General features: G+C 61.7%; 18 protein-coding genes. 10 read left to right on the top strand and 8 right to left on the bottom strand.

All coding sequences use genetic code 11. The annotated features are described in order from the left end of the window. The first annotated feature begins 497 nt into the window (after nt 1-497). The 3 genes from arcA (at nt 498) to arcC (ending at nt 3833) form a co-directional block, all read left to right on the top strand. Nucleotides 498-1751 (top strand): arginine deiminase, encoded by a 1254-nt coding sequence (arcA, locus tag B0G77_RS41880; RefSeq protein WP_133667736.1) that lies wholly within the window; start codon nt 498-500, stop codon nt 1749-1751. A gap of 56 nt (nt 1752-1807) precedes the next feature. After that, nucleotides 1808-2818 carry an ornithine carbamoyltransferase gene (locus B0G77_RS41885; protein ID WP_133667737.1) on the top strand — a complete coding sequence of 337 codons (1011 nt, stop codon included), beginning with the start codon at nt 1808-1810 and terminating at the stop codon, nt 2816-2818. Between the two features lie 76 nt (nt 2819-2894). After that, the gene (gene arcC, locus B0G77_RS41890; RefSeq protein ID WP_133667738.1) at nt 2895-3833 is read left to right on the top strand and encodes a carbamate kinase; all 939 of its coding nucleotides are present in this window, start codon (nt 2895-2897) and stop codon (nt 3831-3833) included. Nucleotides 3834-3902: 69 nt separating this feature from the next. Here arcC and B0G77_RS41895 read toward each other — a convergent pair whose 3' ends face one another. From B0G77_RS41895 to B0G77_RS41920, 6 genes are all read right to left on the bottom strand, one after another. Further along, the gene (locus B0G77_RS41895) at nt 3903-4784 is read right to left on the bottom strand and encodes a hypothetical protein (RefSeq protein ID WP_133667739.1); all 882 of its coding nucleotides are present in this window, start codon (nt 4782-4784) and stop codon (nt 3903-3905) included. Between the two features lie 173 nt (nt 4785-4957). Beyond that, the gene (locus tag B0G77_RS41900) at nt 4958-5881 is read right to left on the bottom strand and encodes a DUF2950 domain-containing protein (protein ID WP_133667740.1); all 924 of its coding nucleotides are present in this window, start codon (nt 5879-5881) and stop codon (nt 4958-4960) included. 12 nt (nt 5882-5893) lie between these two features. Continuing rightward, nucleotides 5894-7279: a DUF3300 domain-containing protein gene (locus B0G77_RS41905; RefSeq protein WP_133667741.1), complete on the bottom strand. Its 1386-nt coding sequence runs from the start codon at nt 7277-7279 to the stop codon at nt 5894-5896. A gap of 191 nt (nt 7280-7470) precedes the next feature. Continuing rightward, nucleotides 7471-7896 (bottom strand): hypothetical protein, encoded by a 426-nt coding sequence (locus B0G77_RS41910; RefSeq protein ID WP_243751523.1) that lies wholly within the window; start codon nt 7894-7896, stop codon nt 7471-7473. 124 nt (nt 7897-8020) lie between these two features. Beyond that, nucleotides 8021-8236, bottom strand: coding sequence for a hypothetical protein (locus B0G77_RS45145; protein ID WP_133667742.1), 216 nt, complete (start codon nt 8234-8236; stop codon nt 8021-8023). 162 nt (nt 8237-8398) lie between these two features. Further along, nucleotides 8399-8986 (bottom strand): YSC84-related protein, encoded by a 588-nt coding sequence (locus B0G77_RS41920; RefSeq protein ID WP_133667743.1) that lies wholly within the window; start codon nt 8984-8986, stop codon nt 8399-8401. A gap of 400 nt (nt 8987-9386) precedes the next feature. On the opposite strand from B0G77_RS41920, the gene B0G77_RS41925 reads away from it, so the two are divergent. Beyond that, complete coding sequence (locus B0G77_RS41925) at nt 9387-10403, top strand: hypothetical protein (protein ID WP_133667744.1); 1017 nt, start codon at nt 9387-9389, stop codon at nt 10401-10403. A 123-nt stretch (nt 10404-10526) separates the two neighbouring features. On the opposite strand, the gene B0G77_RS41930 is transcribed toward B0G77_RS41925, so the two are convergent. Next, nucleotides 10527-11117, bottom strand: coding sequence for a hypothetical protein (locus B0G77_RS41930; RefSeq protein WP_133667745.1), 591 nt, complete (start codon nt 11115-11117; stop codon nt 10527-10529). Between the two features lie 725 nt (nt 11118-11842). On the opposite strand from B0G77_RS41930, the gene B0G77_RS41935 reads away from it, so the two are divergent. The 3 genes from B0G77_RS41935 to ppk2 all read left to right on the top strand — a co-directional run bounded on the left by B0G77_RS41935 (nt 11843) and on the right by ppk2 (nt 14668). Further along, nucleotides 11843-12292, top strand: a complete 450-nt coding sequence (locus B0G77_RS41935) for a YMGG-like glycine zipper-containing protein (RefSeq protein ID WP_243751548.1) — start codon at nt 11843-11845, stop codon at nt 12290-12292. Nucleotides 12293-13038: 746 nt separating this feature from the next. Beyond that, the gene (locus B0G77_RS41940) at nt 13039-13626 is read left to right on the top strand and encodes a YSC84-related protein (RefSeq protein WP_133667747.1); all 588 of its coding nucleotides are present in this window, start codon (nt 13039-13041) and stop codon (nt 13624-13626) included. 220 nt (nt 13627-13846) lie between these two features. Further along, nucleotides 13847-14668: a polyphosphate kinase 2 gene (gene ppk2 / locus B0G77_RS41945; RefSeq protein ID WP_133667748.1), complete on the top strand. Its 822-nt coding sequence runs from the start codon at nt 13847-13849 to the stop codon at nt 14666-14668. Between the two features lie 370 nt (nt 14669-15038). On the opposite strand, the gene B0G77_RS45445 is transcribed toward ppk2, so the two are convergent. Continuing rightward, nucleotides 15039-15164 (bottom strand): hypothetical protein, encoded by a 126-nt coding sequence (locus B0G77_RS45445; RefSeq protein WP_279571398.1) that lies wholly within the window; start codon nt 15162-15164, stop codon nt 15039-15041. Between B0G77_RS45445 and B0G77_RS45665 the strand changes: the two genes are divergently transcribed. The 3 genes from B0G77_RS45665 to B0G77_RS41965 all read left to right on the top strand — a co-directional run bounded on the left by B0G77_RS45665 (nt 15163) and on the right by B0G77_RS41965 (nt 19365). Beyond that, nucleotides 15163-17091, top strand: a complete 1929-nt coding sequence (locus tag B0G77_RS45665; protein ID WP_347814225.1) for a response regulator — start codon at nt 15163-15165, stop codon at nt 17089-17091. The two genes, B0G77_RS45445 and B0G77_RS45665, sit on opposite strands and share 2 nt — an antisense overlap. Nucleotides 17092-17359: 268 nt before the next feature. Next, nucleotides 17360-17746 carry a response regulator gene (locus B0G77_RS41960; protein ID WP_133667749.1) on the top strand — a complete coding sequence of 129 codons (387 nt, stop codon included), beginning with the start codon at nt 17360-17362 and terminating at the stop codon, nt 17744-17746. Between the two features lie 365 nt (nt 17747-18111). Next, complete coding sequence (locus B0G77_RS41965) at nt 18112-19365, top strand: efflux RND transporter periplasmic adaptor subunit (protein WP_133667750.1); 1254 nt, start codon at nt 18112-18114, stop codon at nt 19363-19365.

Below are 19365 nucleotides of genomic sequence, written 5' to 3' on the forward strand. Positions count from 1 at the left end.
GGCCAGTGATGACGTATAGGTAGAATCAATGGGTGCAGAACGAATGAAAGGCGAAACAAGCAGGCATCTTGAACAATGGGTTTTTATAAACGATAATTTTTTGCATATGATGTGCTGGTTACATAAAAAGTACTACTTAGCAGAATATTTAAATGACAGGTCTTTCGTCAGCATTCGATAGAATGCCGCGGCGTATTGACATGCAACTGCATAAATAAAAACGGGCTTAACGCATACCCACGGTATGTTAGGGGATCTCGTCGCAAATGCGAACGAAAGAAAACGGAAGCAAACGGAATCTCCCCGCTTTGAATCGACCGAGGCACATATGCTAAGGGTTCGTTCCATGACGCAGCGCGAAATTTCCGGGTTTAAGCCTCTATCACGTACTTGTTGCTGATTTTGCCGCTTGCCGCTGTGTCGATCGCAGCAAAAGCGGCAGCCGTCGATCCCTACATCGGATACCTCACGCTCTGATTTGAATTTGGGAGAACACGATGAATACGGAAGTCACGAGGCTCGGAGCGTACTCCGAGGTTGGCAAGCTGCGCATGGTGATGGTTTCCGCGCCAGGGCTTGCCCATCAACGATTGACGCCTAGCAATTGCGACGAGCTGCTGTTCGATGATGTGATCTGGGTGAACCAGGCAAAGCGCGATCATTTTGATTTTGTGAGCAAGATGCGTGATCGCGGGGTGGAAGTGCTGGATGTGCACAACCTTCTGGCGCAGACGATGGACAATCCGGAAGCCCGTAAATGGGTGCTGGATCGTAGGATCAGCGACGACAGCGTGGGCATAGGCCTGACTGATGAAGTGCGTGCCTGGATGAACGAACTGGACTCGCGCAAGCTCGCCGAATTTCTGATCGGCGGCGTGTCGATCGAGGACATCCCTGGCAGCGATGCGCCTGTTATGAAGCTGTTTCGCGAGTACATGAATTACTCCAACTTCCTGCTCGCGCCGTTGCCGAACATGGTTTTTACGCGCGATACGACCTGCTGGATCTACGGCGGCGTGACGCTCAATCCGATGTATTGGCCCGCGCGGCGGCAAGAAACGCTGCTCGAAGCAGCGATCTACAAGTTTCACCCGACATTCGCCAACGCAAGCTTCGAGATCTGGTATGGCGATCCTGACAAGGATCACGGCGCATCGACGCTCGAAGGCGGCGACGTGATGCCAATTGGTAAAGGCGTTGTGCTGGTCGGTATGGGCGAACGCACCTCGCGTCAGGCGATCGGTCAACTTGCACGATCGCTGTTCGAGAAAGGTGCGGCGCAGCAAGTGCTGGTCGCGGGCATGCCAAAGTCAAGGGCGGCGATGCATCTCGACACGGTGTTCAGCTTCTGTGACCGTGATCTCGTGACGATTTTCCCGGAAGTGGTCGGCCAGATCGTCACGTTCACGATCCGGCCCGACGATACAACGCGCTATGGGATGAGCATCCAGCGTGAGGACAAACCCTTCGTCAAAGCCGTCGGGGATGCTTTGGGTCTCAAGGAACTCCGTGTCGTCGAAACCGGAGGGAACCGGTTTGCTGCAGAGCGGGAGCAGTGGGACGACGGCAACAACATGGTCTGTGTCGAACCCGGCGTCGTTGTCGGCTATGACCGGAATACGTTCACGAATACGCTTCTGCGCAAAGCCGGGATCGAAGTGATCACGATCGCCGCCAGCGAGCTTGGGCGCGGACGCGGCGGCGGGCATTGCATGACCTGCCCGATCTCGCGCGATGCTGTCGATTACTGAGGTAGTTGTGCTGCGCCGCGGAATCGGCGCGGCCGTCCAATAGACGGAGACAATTCATGGCTTTCAATTTGCGAAACCGCAGCTTTCTCAGCCTGATGCATCACAGTGGCCGTGAACTGCGCTATCTGCTGGATCTGTCACGCGATCTCAAACGTGCGAAATACTCGGGCACGGAGCAGCAGCATTTGCAGCAGAAGAACATTGCGCTGATCTTCGAGAAGACATCCACCCGTACCCGCTGCGCGTTTGAAGTCGCGGCGCATGATCAGGGGGCGCACGTGACCTATATCGATCCGACGTCGTCCCAGATCGGCCACAAGGAGAGCATGAAGGATACGGCGCGCGTGCTGGGCCGGATGTTCGACGCGATCGAATACCGTGGCTTCAGTCAGGAAATCGTTGAGGAACTCGCACGTTACGCGGGCGTGCCCGTCTTCAACGGCCTGACGGACGAATACCATCCGACGCAAATGCTCGCCGATGTCCTGACGATGCGCGAATACGCCGACAAGCCGCTGCACGACATCAGCTATGCCTATCTCGGCGATGCGCGCAATAACATGGGGAATTCCCTGCTGCTGATCGGCGCGAAGCTCGGCATGGACGTGCGTATTGCGGCGCCGAAGTCGCTATGGCCGAACGAGGAGCACATTGCCGCGTGTCAGCAGTTTGCGAAGGAGAGCGGGGCCCGCATGGCGCTCACCGAGGATCCGAAGGAAGCAGTGAAGATGGTCGATTTCATCCACACCGATGTGTGGGTGTCGATGGGCGAGCCGGTCGAAGCCTGGGACGAAAGAATCAAGGCGTTACTGCCGTATCAGGTGAACCGGGCGCTTCTCGAGGCGACAGGCAACCCGCGAACGAAGTTCATGCACTGCTTGCCCGCGTTCCACAATTGCGAAACCAAGGTCGGTCAGCAGATTGCGGAGCGCCATCCTGATCTGGCGAATGGCATCGAAGTGACGGATGACGTTTTCGAGTCGGATTACAACATTGCATTCGAGCAGGCGGAGAACCGCATGCATACGATCAAGGCGATCCTCGTTTCGACGCTGGCTGATATCTGAGCGTATCGGCTTCGGCCCATGTTCGTCGCTGTGGCACACGCGTGCTGCAGCGACGCGTTGTGCAGGAGGGTACATCATGCGCCTCGTCATTGCGCTGGGCGGAAACGCGCTGTTGCAGCGCGGTCAGCCCATGACGGATAGCCAGCAGCGCGAGAACGTCAAGGTTGCCGTCGGGCAGATTGCCCAGGTGGCAACGGGCAACGAACTGGTCATCGCGCATGGCAATGGTCCGCAGGTTGGGTTGCTGGCGCTGCAAGGCGCGGCATATAAGGAAGTTTCGCCGTATCCACTCGACGTGCTCGGTGCCGAGACGGAAGGAATGATCGGCTACATGATCGAGCAGGAACTGGGCAATCTTCTGCCATTCGAAGTCCCGTTTGCGACGATCCTGACCCAGGTCGAAGTCGATTCCGCCGACCCCGCGTTCCAGCATCCAACCAAGCCGATCGGGCCGGTGTATTCGAAGGAAGATGCGCAGCGGCTCGTGCAGGGAAAGGGGTGGAGCATCGCAGAGGACGGCGACAAGTATCGTCGTGTTGTCGCGAGCCCGCGGCCACAGCGGATCTTCGAAATTCGTCCGGTCAAATGGCTGCTCGAAAAAGGCACAGTGGTCATTTGTGCAGGCGGCGGTGGTATCCCGACCTGCTACGACGAGAATCGCAAGCTGCACGGTGTGGAGGCTGTGATCGACAAGGACCTGTGCTCCGCGTTGCTTGCACAGGAGCTCGAGGCCGACCTGCTGGTTATCGCGACCGATGTCAACGCAGCCTATGTCGACTGGGGCAAGCCGACGCAAAAAGCCATTGCCGCGGCGCATCCCGACGAACTCGAAAAACTGGGCTTTGCGGCGGGTTCGATGGGACCCAAGGTGCAGGCGGCCAACGAATTCGCGCGAAAGACCGGCAAGGACGCCGTGATCGGCGCGCTTCCGGACATCGTCGCGATCACGCAAGGCACCGCGGGTACGAGGATCAGCGTGCGTGAGCCCGGAATCCGGTTTTATCCGGTTTCGTAGCGCTGTCGGGCACGCTCGCTGAGCGAGCGCTTGCAGAGACAGCGAGAAGGGGCCGTCGATGCGCACGCGCTACGGCGCGTTGAGCGTGCCAGGCTTCGATGATGCAGGCAATGGCCCGGCTGCGCCCGGTGTTCCCAGGCGCCGCGCCGAAGTGGGATCGCGCCCGCCTTGCGGCCCCATGGCCCGAAGCAGCACAAGATCCCGTTCGGGGTCAGGCATCGCGATGATCGCGTGCAAGGTCACTCGCGTCGTCCAGCACACATCCAACGGCGTTGCCAGCGACGGATTGGACGAATAGAGCGCGAATCGCTCGATGTCCGTCTGGTCGCCCTGAAGTTCGGCGATCAGCGTGCGCGTGAGTTGACGCACCGCAGCGGCATACTGCTGCGGTGTCGGGAAAGATACAGGCGCATTCGACGCATCGCTGACCAGAATCTTGTAGATCAGGCTGAAGTACTGGTCGACATCGGATTCCGACATCTCGCGCAGCGAGACGCGGTTCATGACGGCGCTCATGTCAGCGAGGCCATAGCAGTTGACGGGGACCAGTTCGTCGAGAAATTTCGCGATCAGCTTGACGTACTCGAGACGATCCGCGGGCGCAAGACGCGCGATCCCGCTCGACATGAGCTCGTTGCGCGCTGCCGGATCGAGAAAGATCCGTCCGATGCGCCGCGCTCCACCTGAGATGCCCGTGGCGATAACGGGGTCCCGCTGGATCTTCTGCACCCATCCGAGAATAATGCGGGCCTTGTTCGAGTCCGGGTCAATGCCACTCCCGGAAAGGATGGCCCCCAGGTCCTCCCGTCGGGCGTCGGTCGGTGCTGCCGCGAAGGCGGGATTGGCTGGCAGCGGACCGTAGTCGGGATCACGACGTATCGCGGAACTGGCCGCCGTCGCGGCCGCCAGTGTGACGATCAGCGTAGCAAGGCAAGAGGCGCAACGTTTCATGTTGCCTCCCGGTACTGAAGCGCTCTATGCGTCGGTTGGCCCTGTGAACGTGGGGAGAGAAAGGGAGTTGCCTCGTCGGAAGGCGGAGGCGGACAGGTTATTGCAGGCCGGATGGGCGGACGATGGCGGGCTCCGGCTGCCAGCGGGCAGCCGGGCCAGCGCCATGCTCTATATTAAGGCTGTGGCTGCACCTTCGCCCAGCCCGGCCCGGGATCGAACGACGGCATGGCCTTCGCTTTCGCCTCGCTATCGGGGCCGAGGTCGCGCTCGTAGACCTGGCCCGCGTGACTCACCATGAAGCTCTTGATGCCGGTGTCCCCATACTTCACCGGCCACGCAATGACGGCAAAGCCGCCAAACAGCTTGCCGTGCGCGAGATAGTCGTAAGCGCCGCCTGGCGCGTGCGGGCCCTGCGACGTGAGCAGCCTGTAGTGATAGCCGTGGTATCCGGCGGCTCCAGCGTTACGCGTGGTCTCCTGGATGAAGGCGGCCCCGAGGGGACTCGGTGGTGCATCCGGCGGCGTCGGCCAGTACAGGCCGTCCTGTTTCCCCGGCGAACTCGACAGCTTCGACGCATACGAAATCAGGCCAGTGCCGTCATGATCGGTCTGCGCGTATTCACGCTGCGCGTCGTAGACCGCCAGCATCGTCTCTATGACGGCGAGCTCATTGCGGCCGATGCGGCGCAGCCGCATTTCCTTGGCGCCCGCCTGCATGTCGAAATGCCATCCATGGGCGTTCTTCACGAGCGGAATCGGGAGGGTCCAGCCGTCGTCACCGACTGCAATACGCGCATGGTGGTCGTCGATCTGTTCCACTGCGTGCGACTTGCCCCATGCATCGAGGAAGCGGCCGCGTAATTCAGCGTCGGCGGGTGGAATCAGGTTGCGAAAGTCATGGCCGAAAATGGATTGCAGCGTGGCTTCTTCGTTGTTGGTGACGGCCTCGCCCAATGCGTTCATCGCCGCATCTGGAGAACTGAAGTCTTTCTCGGCGTGAGCCGCAGGCAGGACGCCGAGACCCAGCACGCACGCAACGGCGACGGTGCGTAGCGCACCCGTCATTGCACCCGGACGAAATCGTGACGGTGATGTCATGTTCTGATCTCCCTAGCGTCTTCCAGCGCGTGCGCCGCCGCCACCACCACCACCCCGCATGCTGGCGCCGCCGCTCGGTCGGTTGACGCTCGAGCCCTGCATGCTGGAGCGTCCGCGGTCGGCGCTGCGTTGTGTCGCGCCGCCGGAGCCCACGCCCTGAAATGCGTTGTCGCGACCCCCACTGAAGCCGCCGCCACCCGCGCCGCCCGCGGGGCTGCTCGCACGTGAAAAGTCGTTGGTGCCCGCGCGGTTCGACGCGCCGCCAAGGTTCCCGGCATTCGACCTGTCCGCGGTCGCTGCGCGATTGCCTGCGTTCGACCTGTCCGCAGTCGCCGCGCGATTCCCGGCATTCGACCGGTCCGCGGTCGCTGCGCGATTACCGGCATTCGACCGGTCCGCCGTTCCCGCGAGATTGCCCGCGGCCGCGCCTCGGTCGGCTGTATTGGCGCGTCCTCCCGCCCCGGTATCGCGGCCACGGAAATCGTTCCGTCCTTCAGCGCCCGAAACGTTGCGCGAGTACTGCTGGCGGGTCGCATTGTCGCGGTAGGCGACGCCCTGGCGATGGCTGCCGTCGTGCTTCCAGGTCCCTCCCTGTACCTTGGAACGGTCGAAGTTGCGAGAGATGTTCGCGGCTTTGTTGACGTTGATATTCACGTCGCCGCCGCCCCAGTTGCAGTTGCTGAAGATCGCACCGGCGGCAGCCAGCCCGACTCCCCACGCGAATCCCGTCATCAGTGCCCCGCCCGGATAGTAGGCCGGGGGCGGCGGCCAGTAGGTCGGCGGATAGGCGGGAGCAGGCCACGCGCCGTACACCACGGTCGGGTTATAGGCCGGCACGTAGATGACCTCCGGGTTGGCCGGCTCGATTTTCACGATGGTCTGCCCGCCAGCGGGCGCTGGCTCGACGACCACGTTTTGCTGCTCGTTCGACTTGAGGTTGCCCGAATCCTTGGCGCGGGCGCGCAAGCGCTGCACGGCGGCGAACACGTCTTTTTGCTGCGCCAGGAATGCGTCGCCGAGCTTCTGGGTCCAGTCGAGCTTGTCGTTCATCGGTTCGAGAATTTGCGGGAAAGCAACCATCGATTTCACGCTGACGTCCCATGACTGGTTTTCGACGGCCTTTACGGCCGCGTCGCCTTTGACGTTCGGGTTGGCCTTGACCCAGCGCGCGGCCTGCACGATTTCCAGCGGATAGGTCGACGCCATCAGGACTTGCGAAAGCACGGAGTCGGGGTACAGGGCGATCGGCGCGACCAGCGCCTCGATTTCTTCCGGCTTGAACGGCTCGGGCGCCGACTCCGGCTGGGTTTGGGCACGCGCAACGCCCGCCCCCACGGTCAGCGCGACAAGCAGCCACAAGCATAGCGCTGTGGCCCATCGGTGATTCCACTGGGACATGGCCGCTCCTTCAGACTGGTTGACAGGTACCTGAACTAATCAGGCCTGCTGCGAACGACGTCGAATGACAGAATCCTATGCATGATCGTGCAAGATCTACCCGATTTGATGTTAGAACATCCGACAGCTCTTGTTACGCAAATACCCAACCGATTTACCTCATTCGTGGTCGTCCCCGGAAAAAAGGGCGTTCAGCGTCCCATACGCCGATCGTAGCTGCGTGAGATGCGATCGAGCAGTGTGGGATCGCGTGCATCAGATGAGTTGAACTGCACGACAACGCTGCCATCTGCTTGCTGGCGTACGCTCGCCGTTACGGTGCTGCCGTTTATTCCGCCGACGACGGTGCCGCTGCCTGGGTCCTGGACCGTAATCGCCAGCCCTTCGTCGTGCATTGCGCCCGACGCGGCGGAGAAGGATCGGTCGAAGCTGGCTGGTCTGGTGACGACGGTTCCGGCAGGCACCGCGTAGTAGGGGCATCCTGCCAGTGGCAGCAACGAGGCGCAGACACTGATGAGCAGGAGGCGCCGGAAGGCGACACCCTCGCCCGTTACGGACCGGACTCGAATGACATTGTCCCTGACCGCGTGAGATTGTCGCTTGCCCCATAGAGTCATCGCTGTTTCCCTCGGCTGAACGCGACGCCCTGCAGCGTACAAATTCCTGTCCCGGTATGCGGCCCCCGGCGGAGGGCAGCGATCCTGTCCTTTGTGGCGTCACGTCTTGTTTAGCGCTCTCTGCTCAATACTTGATATCCCGGGCCGTCTGACGCCCCTGCTGCCTGGTTTGCCTTTTATCCTGCCGGCGCTGTGAATTGCTTTGCTGGTTGGTGGCGCGGCATTCCTGCTTGGTGTGTCGTGAACCCTGCCGCGTCTCCTGGCGGACGTCACGCCCGGCACGGCGTTGTTGCGCCTGCTCCGTAGCCCAGGACGCTTCCGACAAGGTTGCCAGAAGCATCGCAGCTACCACGGTGCAAAACCAGGGGTCCTTCCTGGCATGATGTGATCTCCCATGGACGAGGCCCCGAGACCTGCATCAAATCAAATGAATACTGGCAGCAATCGAATCTTCTCGATGCCGATCTTCCCGGCTGCGACCATCTCGACGTTGTTGAATCCGTCACAGGCTGAGCCGGGTGACCTTGGCGCCGTTCACTGACGCATCCGCCATCAGACCGGTATTGGTGAGCACAAGGGCCACCACCTGCGAGGAGGCGGAGGTCGTGTCGATTGCACCGTTCGCGCCCACTTTCACAACCGATACCGTCACGTTACCGCCCACCGCCCAGCCAGACGAGCTCTGGAAGTTGGTGAGCGCATCATGGGTCATGAAGAGGAAAATGACGGCGGTCGACTGGGCCCCGGCCTGGAATCCAAAGGACGCCGCCGTTGTGCTGTAGTAGCCGACCGTCTTGCCACCGACACGCAATGCGCCTTCGCCATACTCGGCGCCAACGATAAAGGCCGCCTTCTTCACATCCGGGAACACCAGGATCCCCTGGGCCTTCGCGGCGAGTTCGCGTGAACCGCCTACCTGCGCGAAGAGCCGTGACAAGGTGCCATCGACACTCGCGTCGATCGCCTGACGCCGCGCGGCATCGGTTTCAGGGCTCTTGCCGCTGCCTGTGGTCGCGGTGCAACCCGCAAGGGTCAAACTCGCAGCGGCTGTGGCCGCCGCGGTCTTCAGCACAAAGTTCCGTCTGTTCATTATCGTTCTCCGTCGTGGTTCCGAGGCGAATCCGCGGTGCGTGAGTCTGGCCATGTCGGGCGGTCACGTTGCCGGCGACTCCCAGTTTCCGACGGATTACATGATGGCATGGCGGTGGAATGGGGGAATCGGACTTTAGTCTTACAACCCGCCAGGATCCGCGCGTGATGACACACGACGACGTCGTCAACGTATGTCTCCCCGCGTCTGACCGCCCAGGTTCGTGCGGGGTGTTCTCTGAGCCCGTGCGCCAGTCCACGCTGATTACTTCCTTGTCCATGCGGCGCCGCTCGTCTACAGTCGTCGAGTGTGACCAGCTTCTCGCGCCGCGACGGACAGGATGATCCTGAGGTGCACGTCATGACCGGCCGGTCCGACGCAATGACCTGACGGGAGGCATATGGGTATCCTCGACTGGCTGCTTCATCGCGGTGAAGAACGGGCCTTGCAACAGGAAAGCGAACGGGTCATGGAGGCGATCGAACGCATCCTTGCGATCAATCCGCGGTTGCAGATGGCGCAGCGCTACCGCGAGCGACTTGCCGAGGCGGTGACGATATCGGTGCGCTACGAAGACAGCCTGGTCGGGGGCTTGCCGGCGCCGCACGACGCGAGCGTCTCGGCCTGGTCGTCGGATCCGTGCATCCGCGCTTTCTTCGCGACGTCCGACGATATACCGCGCGCATTCAGCCGCTCAAGAGAGCTGCGCGCGCATTTCGAACGGTATCCTGATTCGGCGCAAGCGTATGCGGTGCTGGGGATGGCGATGACCGAGCGTCATGTGCTGGGTGTCGCGCTCGAAGGCGATACGATCCGCAGCGATGTCGCGCAGACCACACTTTGCTTCCGCGACCATCGCGCGAGAATCTGCGGGCGCACGGAGGCCGAGCTTCGTCAGGAAATCCGACGGCTGCTGGTCGATCAGCTGGCGCTCGAAGGGCTGGAAATGCTGGATGCCGATCGTCGTGAACTGGTGGCGCAGGGCCGCGAACTGCTGCGTGAACGGCTGGCCTTGCTACAGAGCCAGGGCGGCGTCGGCGTGGGCTCGATGGTGGGGGAAGAGCCGGAGGACGATGCGGAGGAACTGGCCCGCGTGCAGGCGAGGATCGAAGAAAACGCCAGCAATCTCGCGGCCCTCAGGGTGCCGACGGACTTGATCGAACTTGAACTCGAGCGCGTCTGTAAGGTGCTGTCCGATCCGTCCACCCACCTTTACGTAACGAAGAAGCGGGTACGCATCGATCTGATGAACGTGGTGCAGGAGAACGTCACGCAAGGCGGTCATGAGATTGAATTCGACATCGCGCGCCTTCCCGGCAATCCGCCGCAAATGCGCGCCTTTGCACTCGTGCGCTATCCTCGCGCCGAGTTGCTGCCGGCGGGATTGCATATCGACGCGGCCATGCGGGCGCTGTAGCCGGCGCGGCAGATCGAACCGGCAAGGGTTGTGCCGACGCCCGCATCGGAGACCGGATGCACGCCGAACCATGCCGAACCCTCGAACCGGCCGCCCGCGATGGCCAGGGCCGGCGAGGGCCCGCTACTTCTTCATGGCCGGCTCCACGGAAATGGCGAGCGCTTCGGTGTACACCGCCTGCACCTGATCACCCTTCTTGATGTTGGCGAACTGCGCAGGGTCTTCCACATGCAGATCTACCGTGTTGCCCTTGGGACCTTTCAACGTGACCATCCTGCTTTGGGGGTGGACCGCGACGACGTCAGCGACGATAGTCAATTGGCGGCCCAGGGTGCCGCCGGGTTTGGCACCCTCGGGCGTGCGCTCCATCGACGGCTGCTCTTCGACTGAGGCCGGGGCGCCGCTGTTTTTCTTGAGGCTCAGGCTGAGCGATTCCCGGTAAACGACCGTGACGACGTCGCCCACCTTGAGCTGGTCGAAGTTGCGCGCCTCTTCGCCAACCTCCACTTCGACGATCTTGCCGTTATTGCCTTTCAGCACGACAGTTCTCGTTGCGGGATCGATGTTCTCCACCGTGGCCGTCACGCGGGTGGTGCCCTTGATGGTGGCCTGACCCATCGCTTTTGACATTTCCATGGTGGTTTGCGCCTGTGCCGATGCGGCTGGCGTGATGGCCACCAGGGCGGCGATGACCAGAATTGTTCCGTTCTTCATTGAGCTCTCCTTGTCCGGACGCGGACGCGTTGACGCCGACAATCGTATGTCGCTGTTCCAGCGTAGCCCGTGCGAGGGGGGGCGGACATCGGACTTTGGTCCAGGTGCATGCAGCATCGACGTCCGTGGACGCCTGAGAAGCGATCTCCGACCATGCCGAAGCGGCCACGAGCCGTTGCGCTCGATGTCACTTCTTTGGAACGAACACGCTTGTTCCGGCCTCATGGCAAGCGATTATCGCCTCGCTCTTGTAGTAGCCGCGATCCTGTCTTGCAGTCGCTCTCTTCGGGCCTTGGTGATTGCAGGTTCTGACGATCCGCTGTGTAATCGCCTCGAGATTCGAGCGATACTTGACTCGATGCGGCGCCGACAGTGCCTCGTCTGGCGGATAAGACCATGGTCCCATTGTCTTCGCTGGAGGCGGAACGCAATCATGAAAGGAGAACCGTGGTTTCTCCGGGTTTGCTCCGCGCATGGCGGGGCGCGCGGAAGCGTTTTGCGGCAGGCAGGGTATACGCGGGCTGCACAGGTCGCTGAGGATCGCTGACAGACTTCGGGCTTTCAGCGTGGCGGCGAAGCCGTCAGCGCCACTCCGCACGATATGCGTCAACGGCACCGCACACAGGTTGCCGGTTGAATGGCACGAGGGGCACTAGCACGCGATGTGATGCGGTCATCGCGCGCACAATTGAGGAGTTGCTGTGAACACTTACAGGAAATGCTGCATTTGCGCGGCCATCGTGAACGGCGTGCTGTTCGGCTCCGTCGTGCACGCGAGGCCGGTCGCCTATCCCGCCAAAGGGCAAAGCCAAAACCAGCAGCAGCAGGATGAAGGCGCATGCTATTCGTGGGCGAAGAGCAACACGGGCATCGATCCAGCGGCAGTGGCCGCGACCCCGCCGCCGCCTTCAGGCCCGACGGTGGGCGGCGGTGAACGCCTCAGGGGCGCCGCGCGTGGCGCGGCCGGCGGCGCGGCGATCGGTGCAATCGCGGGCGATGCAGGCAAGGGTGCCGCGATTGGCGCGGTGGGCGGCACGATGGTGGGCGGGGCGCGGGCTCGCAACAATCAGCAGGCCGCCGCGGCTAATAGCCAGGCGCAGACCCAAGGGGCAATGGATACCTTTTATCGAGCCTGGGGCGCTTGCATGTCGGGGCGCGGTTACACAGTTAAATAGGCGTTGAGCGCACGCTGCGGTGAGCGGGCGTGTGCGTAATCGCGTGATCCGACACGCCGCTCAACCTGACAAGTGGAGCAGCGTTCGGATCTTCAGTGGCATTTCCCGTTACCCCTCTCGATGTACAGGTCTTCAATTTGATCAGGATGACGATAGACTGCCGGAGGCGCGGGTATTCGAGGGTCGTAAGACTAAAGTCCGATTCCCGCAATCCGCCGGCATGCCATTATGTAATCAGGTGAAGACCAGCAGTCGCCGGTAACGTGACCGTCCGGCATGTTCCGCGTGGCTGCCGCTGGCTGAGAGGCGCGAGATGGAGACATCGTCTGGGAGAGGGATGTGACGGGTTGTCTGGGCATCAGCGTGTCACGCGCGAGGCGTCCGCTAAGGGTGACCTGGCCGGTGTCCGATCCCGCCTGTTTCTGCCGGAGGAACCCCGGGGAAAAGGCCGCGCGCCGCGCTTGTCAGCCAACATCTACCCGGACAGCCTTGACCCATATCATGGCCCCTTGCCGCGCCTATGCCTATCCCGCCGTTACAACATCCCATGTTGCCCGAAGCAGGAGTGGCACGCGGTGCAAGCTTACGTCATACAGCAGATGAATCCATGAAGCGCGTCTTATCGGAAGTCGCGACGAAGCTTGTTGCGCCCGACTGTCCGACAGCAAGCTGGAACCGGATCGAAGGATGCAGTGGTTAGGCCCACACGCCGGGGATTCGCCTCGGAACCACAATGGAGAACGATAATGAACAGACGGAACTTTGTGCTGAAGACCGCGGCGGCCACAGCCGCTGCGAGTTTGACCCTTGCGGGTTGCACCGCGACCTCAGGCAGCGGCAAGAGCCCTGAAACCGATGCCTCGAAGCGTCAGGCGATCGACGCGAGTGTTGATGGCACCTTGTCACGGCTTTTCGCGCAGGTAGGCGGTTCACACGAACTCGCCGCGAAGGCCCAGGGGATCCTGGTGTTCCCGGATGTGAAGAAGGCGGCCTTCATCGTTGGCGCCGCGTATGGCGAAGGCGCGTTGCGTGTCGGTGGCAAGACGGTTGGCTACTACAGCACAGCGGCGGCGTCCTTTGGATTCCAGGCCGGGGCCCAGTCGACCGCCATCATTTTCCTCTTCATGACGCACGATGCGCTTGCGAACTTCCAGAGCTCGGCTGGCTGGTCGGCCGGCGGCGACGTCGCGGTATCGGTTGTGAAAGTGGGCGCGAACGGTTCAATCGATACGACTTCCGCTTCCTCGCAGGTGGTGGCCCTTGTGCTCACCAATACCGGTCTGATGGCGGATGCGTCAGTGAACGGCGCCAAGGTCACCCGGCTCAACCTGTGAGGGATCGAGCGGCTTGCCCCGATGCAGCAGGATCGCCTGACCGGATCGGTATCGATGGCTTGTCTCCTTGATGTTGGCGCAAGCGATCGAGATCCCATAGGTAGAGGATCAGGCTGCACGGCATCATCAGCCTAAGGTCCTATTGCCCGCCGGCCACCCGGCGACAATAGTCGTCAAGGTATGCAATCCGGCTGCGACCAGAAGGCAGGGAGGCGAGATCATGTCCAGAACGGCAGATGAGGGGAAGACAAACGGCCCGAAGCACGCACAAAAGGTCGACAACAAGACCTATCTGAAGGAACTGGCGCGGCTCCATGCCGAACTGGTCAAGCTTCAGGAGTGGGTGGTGAAGAGCGGCGCGAAGGTCTGCGTGATATTCGAAGGGCGCGATGGCGCAGGCAAGGGCGGCACGATCAAGGCGATCACCGAACGCGTCAGTCCGCGCATCTTCCGCGTCGTCGCGCTGCCGGCACCGACCGAGCGGGAAAAGAGCCAGATGTACATTCAGCGCTATTTGCCGCATCTGCCCGCGGCGGGCGAGATCATCCTGTTCGACCGCAGTTGGTACAACCGGGCGGGGGTCGAGCGCGTGATGGGCTTCTGCACGAACGATCAGGTGCAGGAGTTTCTGCGGGTCGTGCCGCTTGTCGAACATGCAGTCATCCAGTCAGGTGTCATCCTGATCAAGTACTGGCTGGAGGTGAGCCCCGAAGAACAGACCCGGCGGCTCGAATCGCGGATGCACGACGAGCGGAAGATATGGAAGCTGTCGCCAATGGACCTCGAATCCTATCGCCACTGGTACGACTACTCGCGCGCGCGCGATGAAATGTTTGTGATGACGGATACCGAATTCGCACCGTGGCATGTCGTGGTGTCGAACGACAAGAAGCGCGCGCGCCTGAATCTGATCACTCATCTGCTGAGCCAGATTCCTTATCAAGCCGTCCCACGCGAGAAGGTTTCCTTGCCGCCGCGACAGAAATCGCGAGGCTATGAAGATCCAGACTACCCGTACAAGTACGTGCCCGAGAAGTTCTGAGAGCGGCTGCGCACGCGACTCAGAACAGGCGGGCTGTTTCGCTTTGCGCCTGACCTTCGAGGGTGCCGTGCATGCATTTTCTGCATCTCAACGGCACATCCACCATTTGAAGTATTCCGCGGCTTCCCGTGGCTTCTGCCGGGAGGCCGTGTCTTTTCGAACAGCGTGCGGAAGATGTTAGTAAGCGTCCCGAGAAAACAGCGGATTTCTCGACTGTTTTGACCTGACACACCAGACAAGGCAAGGCAGAGGATTTTTCAGAATAACGGGCTGAATTCCAATAGTCCCAATAAATTTCATATATTACTAACAGACGCGGAAGCGTGACGCTCACGCCAGTTGTGGGCGGACACTTCAATACCGGGTCCGTTCAGGGATCATTGCTGGATTGATCAGTCAGGTGTTCGGGGCGATGCGGCATGAATAGCCGCAGGCCTGCTGCGAATAAAATGTTGCTGCCCGACACCGCAAGGCACAGCACGGAGAGTCCGGTCATGAATATCCCCACGCAGGATCAAGCCAATGTAGTGACGGAAGTCGTGTCAACTTTTGGGTGGTTCACGAACTCATGGCCTGCCCGGCCGGGCGAGCACTATCCGGTGTCTGCGACGCTGGCTGGATACCCCTGGTCGGGCCGTCGCCCCGAAGGAGCGACACTCCACCCTGGAGCCGATGGCCTGAAGCCATTGCTCGACATGGTGCCCAGTGCGGTGATCGTCATTGACAAGGCTCTCAGGGTAGTACTGGTCAATGAACGTGCGGTGGCGCTTTTCGGCTATACATCGAAGGAGCTGGGCGGCATGTCCTTCGCCCAATTGTTTCCCCGCATGGCCGACAATGACGCGAAAGACCGATCCGGACCGTTTGCACCCGGCGCACCGTGTGATGGCCTGGCAGACTCCGGTGAGTTACGAACGGCCATCGCAAGGTGCAAGGATGGAGGCGAACGTGCGGTCAGCATGAAATGCACGCGATACGCACCTGATGACGCATCCCTGTGGATCGTGATGATGATGGTCGACCCGTGTGAGCAGGAGAAAGCCCGTCATGCTGACCTGCAAAGGGCGCATCTTGCGTCCCTATCCGAGCTGGGCGAGATGGCGGCCGTTCTTGCGTATGAGGTCAACCAGCCTCTTACCGCCATCCTGAGCAACGCACAGTCTGCGCAGCGATTCCTGGAGTCGACCCCGAGCGATCTCTCCGACTTGCGAGAAGCATTGGCGGACATCGTGGCCGATGGCTGGCGGGCCACTGAAATCGTCCGCAAGCTGCGGCACTTCGTCAAGAGGGGCACTCCCGAGACGCTGCCGCTCGATCTGGGCAACCTCGTCCGCGGGGTGATGCACCTCTTGCGTCGCGATGCGGTGATGCGGGGCGTACGCGTGACGCTGGATGTCGCCAGGAATGTGCCGACGGTGCGCGGCGACAACATCCAGTTGCAGCAAGTCATGATCAATCTGCTGCTGAACGCGTTCGACGCAATAGAGGGATGCCGTGCGGAGGATCGCCTGGTGTCGGTGAAAATCAGTGCCGCGCCGCAAGGAGAGGGGGTCAAAATCACGGTGAGCGATCGCGGCCCTGGCCTGATTGCGGATCAGATCAGCGAGGTATTCAAGCCTTTCACCACATCGAAGCCGCAAGGGCTGGGGCTTGGCCTGCCGATCAGCCGCTCGATCGTCTCGATGCACCACGGACGCCTGTGGGCCGAAAGCAACAGCGACCGGGGCGCAACGTTCCACGTCCTGCTTCCATCAGCGAGCGCGGCTGAAGGCTCCGGACACGCGCCAGACCCAGTGAGCGGACCCGCTTCAGTGGTGTTCGTCGTCGATGACGACGAACACGTGCGCATCGCCCTCGGACGACTGATTCGCTCAGCCGGGTATCGCGTGGAGACGTTCGACAGCGCGGAGGCGTTTATTGCACGGGCCGATCTCGAGGGCCACCCGGCCTGTCTGCTGCTCGACCTGCAACTTCCGGGTCTGAGTGGACTGGCGCTGCAACGCCAATTGCATGAGTGGCTGCCCATCATATTCATGTCCGGGCACAGCGACCTGAATTCCGCTGTCGATGCAATGAAGGCGGGCGCGACAGACTTTCTGCCAAAGCCGGTCAGTGAAAGCGTCCTGCTCGACGTGCTCGAACAGGCGCTCGAACGGGCGCGGCAGATGTTCGAGTCGCGCGCGAAACGGGCGGACATTCAGAACCGGCTCGATCATCTCACGCCGCGCGAGCGCGAAGTGATGACGCTCGTGGTGGCGGGCTATTTGAACAAGCAGGTTGCAAGCGAGCTGGGCGCGGCAGAAAAGACGATCAAGATTCATCGCGCACGGGTGATGGAAAAGATGAAAGCCGGTTCGCTTGCCGAGCTGGTTCGTCTCGCCGAAAAGGCCGACTTTGCACCGACGAAAGGCGCAGGCCAATAGTGCGGCACGAGCATGCGTCGTCTGAACCAGGCATCGCGCCCGCGTGCCTGTGCGGATCAGGCCTGTGTTCCTCGTCATTTCCTTCGGACTACCCCTTGTCGCACGTGGATACCCATCGGCGTCCGGTCGCGCCCGGTACCGTCGGTAGTCACACGCGATCCATCGAGGGCGGTGGACCAAAGTCCTATTCCCGTTTTTACGCGAGTCCGCTAGGCTTGGTCTGCAGGATTATCCTTGCGAGACCGACTGAAAGGTCCGGAAGCCCCCTATGGGTAACCTCAAACCAACTGCGGCCGTTGTCGACGATGACGAATCTGTCGGAAGGGCGATCAAGCGCCTGTTGAGGTCGGTTGGCATAGAGGCGGAGGTATTCACCAGCGGTGAGGCGTTTCTGGACACGCTGTCGTCCCTGCCTTCGTACCAGCCGGACTGTGTGATCCTCGACATCCAGATGCCCGGTACCAACGGCCTGGAGATTCAGCACCAGTTGGTGGGCCGCGGGATGCCAGTCATCATGATCACGGCTGGCGACGACGCGCTCGCGCGTGAGCAGGCACTGGCGGCAGGCGCCGTCGGTTACCTGCGCAAGCCCTTCAACGGTTCTGTCCTGATTCGCATCGTTCAGGGCGCGATGGGGCTCCCGCCCACGCCCTGACGCCATTTTCTCCTCGCTCCGATGGGGCGGGACGGCGCACGCCATGGTCATATGGGACCAAAGTCTGATTGTCCTGGCTTCACGGGGTGACCACACTGGAATTCACGCAGCCGTCAGCCACGCTGACGCCATCCGGAGAACACGGATATGAAGAACCCGGACGCACTCAGTTGGATCACGCGATGAATACTGCCTCCGCTACAGCCGCGCTGCCGGGGCGGCCGGCGCGGGCCCCTGAGAGACTGGCTGGCGCGGCCAGCGATCCGACGCGGGCGCGCCAGGTTGCTGTTCACGGCACGCCGGTGCCGCTACTCCCACGGCTACTTCTTCTCGTTCGAAGCCCGCATCCGTGGCGTTGGAGGGCCATGCCGCCTGGCACAGTGGCCTTGACGCTGCTTATCGCGCTGCTCACGCTCGTCGCCGGATGCGGCAAGAAGGAAGCGCCGCCGGTAGCCAGTGCGCCCGAGGTCACGGTGATGACGGTCACGCCGCGGGATACACCGGTCGAATTCGAATTCACCGCGCAGACCGAGAGTTCGCGTGAAGTCCAGATCCGCGCCCGCGTGGACGGCTTTCTCGAGCGGCGCACGTATGACGAAGGGGCACTGGTGAAGGTGGGCCAGACCATGTTTCTGATGGACCCCAAGCCGTTCGAGGCCGCGTTGCAGACGGCAAAAGGGCAACTGGCCCAGCAGCAGGCGAGGTACCAGGTGGCGAAGGCCAATCTCGCCCGTGTGCAACCGCTGGTCGCGCAGAACGCGTTGAGCAAGAAGGATCTCGATGATGCTATCGGCGGCGAGGCGCAGGCCGCCGCGGCCGTCATCGCCGCCAAGGGCGAAGTGGAGACCGCCGAGCTGAATCTCAGCTATACGAACATCAAATCCCCTCTGACCGGCCTGTCGAGCTTTGCGAAGCAACAGGACGGCAGCTATGTCACGGCGACCCAGTCAGGGTTGCTGACCACCGTGTATCAGCTCAATCCGATGTGGGTGAATTTCAGCATCTCCGAGAATGAAATGCTGAGATACCGGGACCAGATTGCCGCAGGACTGCTGCGCTTCCCGCCGAATAAAGAGTTCACCGTGTCGCTCGTCCTCGCGGACGGCTCGCTCTATTCGGAACGCGGCTCTATCGACTTCGCCAATCCCGCTTTCAGCACGGAAACGGGGACCTTTCTGGTGCGAGCCGTGTTCGACAATCCCAAAGCGGTGTTGCGTCCGGGACAGTTCGTGCGGGCGCGCGTGGGCGGAGCGATCCGGCCGAACGCGATTCTCGTGCCTCAGCGCGCGGTGCTGCAAGGCTCGAAAAGTCACTTTGTCTGGGTGGTGGACAACGAGTCGAAGGGCCATCAGCGGGTCGTCGAAGTTGGCGAATGGCATGGCGATGACTGGTTCGTCATCGACGGACTGAAGGCCGGCGAGCGCGTCGTGGTTGACGGTGCGATCCGCGTCACGCCCGATACGCAGCTCAAGATCGTCCAGCGGCTGTCGGGCTCGGGCGGCCCGGCGCAACCGGCAGGCACTCAGGCAGGCACTCAGGCAGGCGCATCCGCGACATCCGCCGCGCCGTCAGTCGAAGCCCCGCCGGCGCCAGCCTCCGGCGCCAGCGCGCCCCAGTGA

The organism is Paraburkholderia sp. BL10I2N1, assembly GCF_004361815.1.
Classification (GTDB): Bacteria; Pseudomonadota; Gammaproteobacteria; order Burkholderiales; family Burkholderiaceae; genus Paraburkholderia.

Bases quoted from the DNA above. Each gene is read 5' to 3' on its own strand.
- B0G77_RS41965 (WP_133667750.1), top strand. From the start codon at position 18,112: ATGCCGCCTGGCACAGTGGCCTTGACGCTGCTTATCGCGCTGCTCACG.
- B0G77_RS45445 (WP_279571398.1), bottom strand. From the start codon at position 15,164: ATGACCGGACTCTCCGTGCTGTGCCTTGCGGTGTCGGGCAGCAACATT.
- B0G77_RS45665 (WP_347814225.1), top strand. From the start codon at position 15,163: ATGAATATCCCCACGCAGGATCAAGCCAATGTAGTGACGGAAGTCGTG.
- B0G77_RS41905 (WP_133667741.1), bottom strand. From the start codon at position 7,279: ATGTCCCAGTGGAATCACCGATGGGCCACAGCGCTATGCTTGTGGCTG.
- B0G77_RS41930 (WP_133667745.1), bottom strand. From the start codon at position 11,117: ATGAAGAACGGAACAATTCTGGTCATCGCCGCCCTGGTGGCCATCACG.
- ppk2 (WP_133667748.1), top strand. From the start codon at position 13,847: ATGTCCAGAACGGCAGATGAGGGGAAGACAAACGGCCCGAAGCACGCA.
- B0G77_RS41940 (WP_133667747.1), top strand. From the start codon at position 13,039: ATGAACAGACGGAACTTTGTGCTGAAGACCGCGGCGGCCACAGCCGCT.
- B0G77_RS41900 (WP_133667740.1), bottom strand. From the start codon at position 5,881: ATGACATCACCGTCACGATTTCGTCCGGGTGCAATGACGGGTGCGCTA.
- B0G77_RS41910 (WP_243751523.1), bottom strand. From the start codon at position 7,896: ATGACTCTATGGGGCAAGCGACAATCTCACGCGGTCAGGGACAATGTC.
- B0G77_RS41925 (WP_133667744.1), top strand. From the start codon at position 9,387: ATGGGTATCCTCGACTGGCTGCTTCATCGCGGTGAAGAACGGGCCTTG.
- B0G77_RS45145 (WP_133667742.1), bottom strand. From the start codon at position 8,236: ATGCTTCTGGCAACCTTGTCGGAAGCGTCCTGGGCTACGGAGCAGGCG.
- arcA (WP_133667736.1), top strand. From the start codon at position 498: ATGAATACGGAAGTCACGAGGCTCGGAGCGTACTCCGAGGTTGGCAAG.
- B0G77_RS41885 (WP_133667737.1), top strand. From the start codon at position 1,808: ATGGCTTTCAATTTGCGAAACCGCAGCTTTCTCAGCCTGATGCATCAC.
- B0G77_RS41960 (WP_133667749.1), top strand. From the start codon at position 17,360: ATGGGTAACCTCAAACCAACTGCGGCCGTTGTCGACGATGACGAATCT.
- B0G77_RS41895 (WP_133667739.1), bottom strand. From the start codon at position 4,784: ATGAAACGTTGCGCCTCTTGCCTTGCTACGCTGATCGTCACACTGGCG.
- arcC (WP_133667738.1), top strand. From the start codon at position 2,895: ATGCGCCTCGTCATTGCGCTGGGCGGAAACGCGCTGTTGCAGCGCGGT.
- B0G77_RS41920 (WP_133667743.1), bottom strand. From the start codon at position 8,986: ATGAACAGACGGAACTTTGTGCTGAAGACCGCGGCGGCCACAGCCGCT.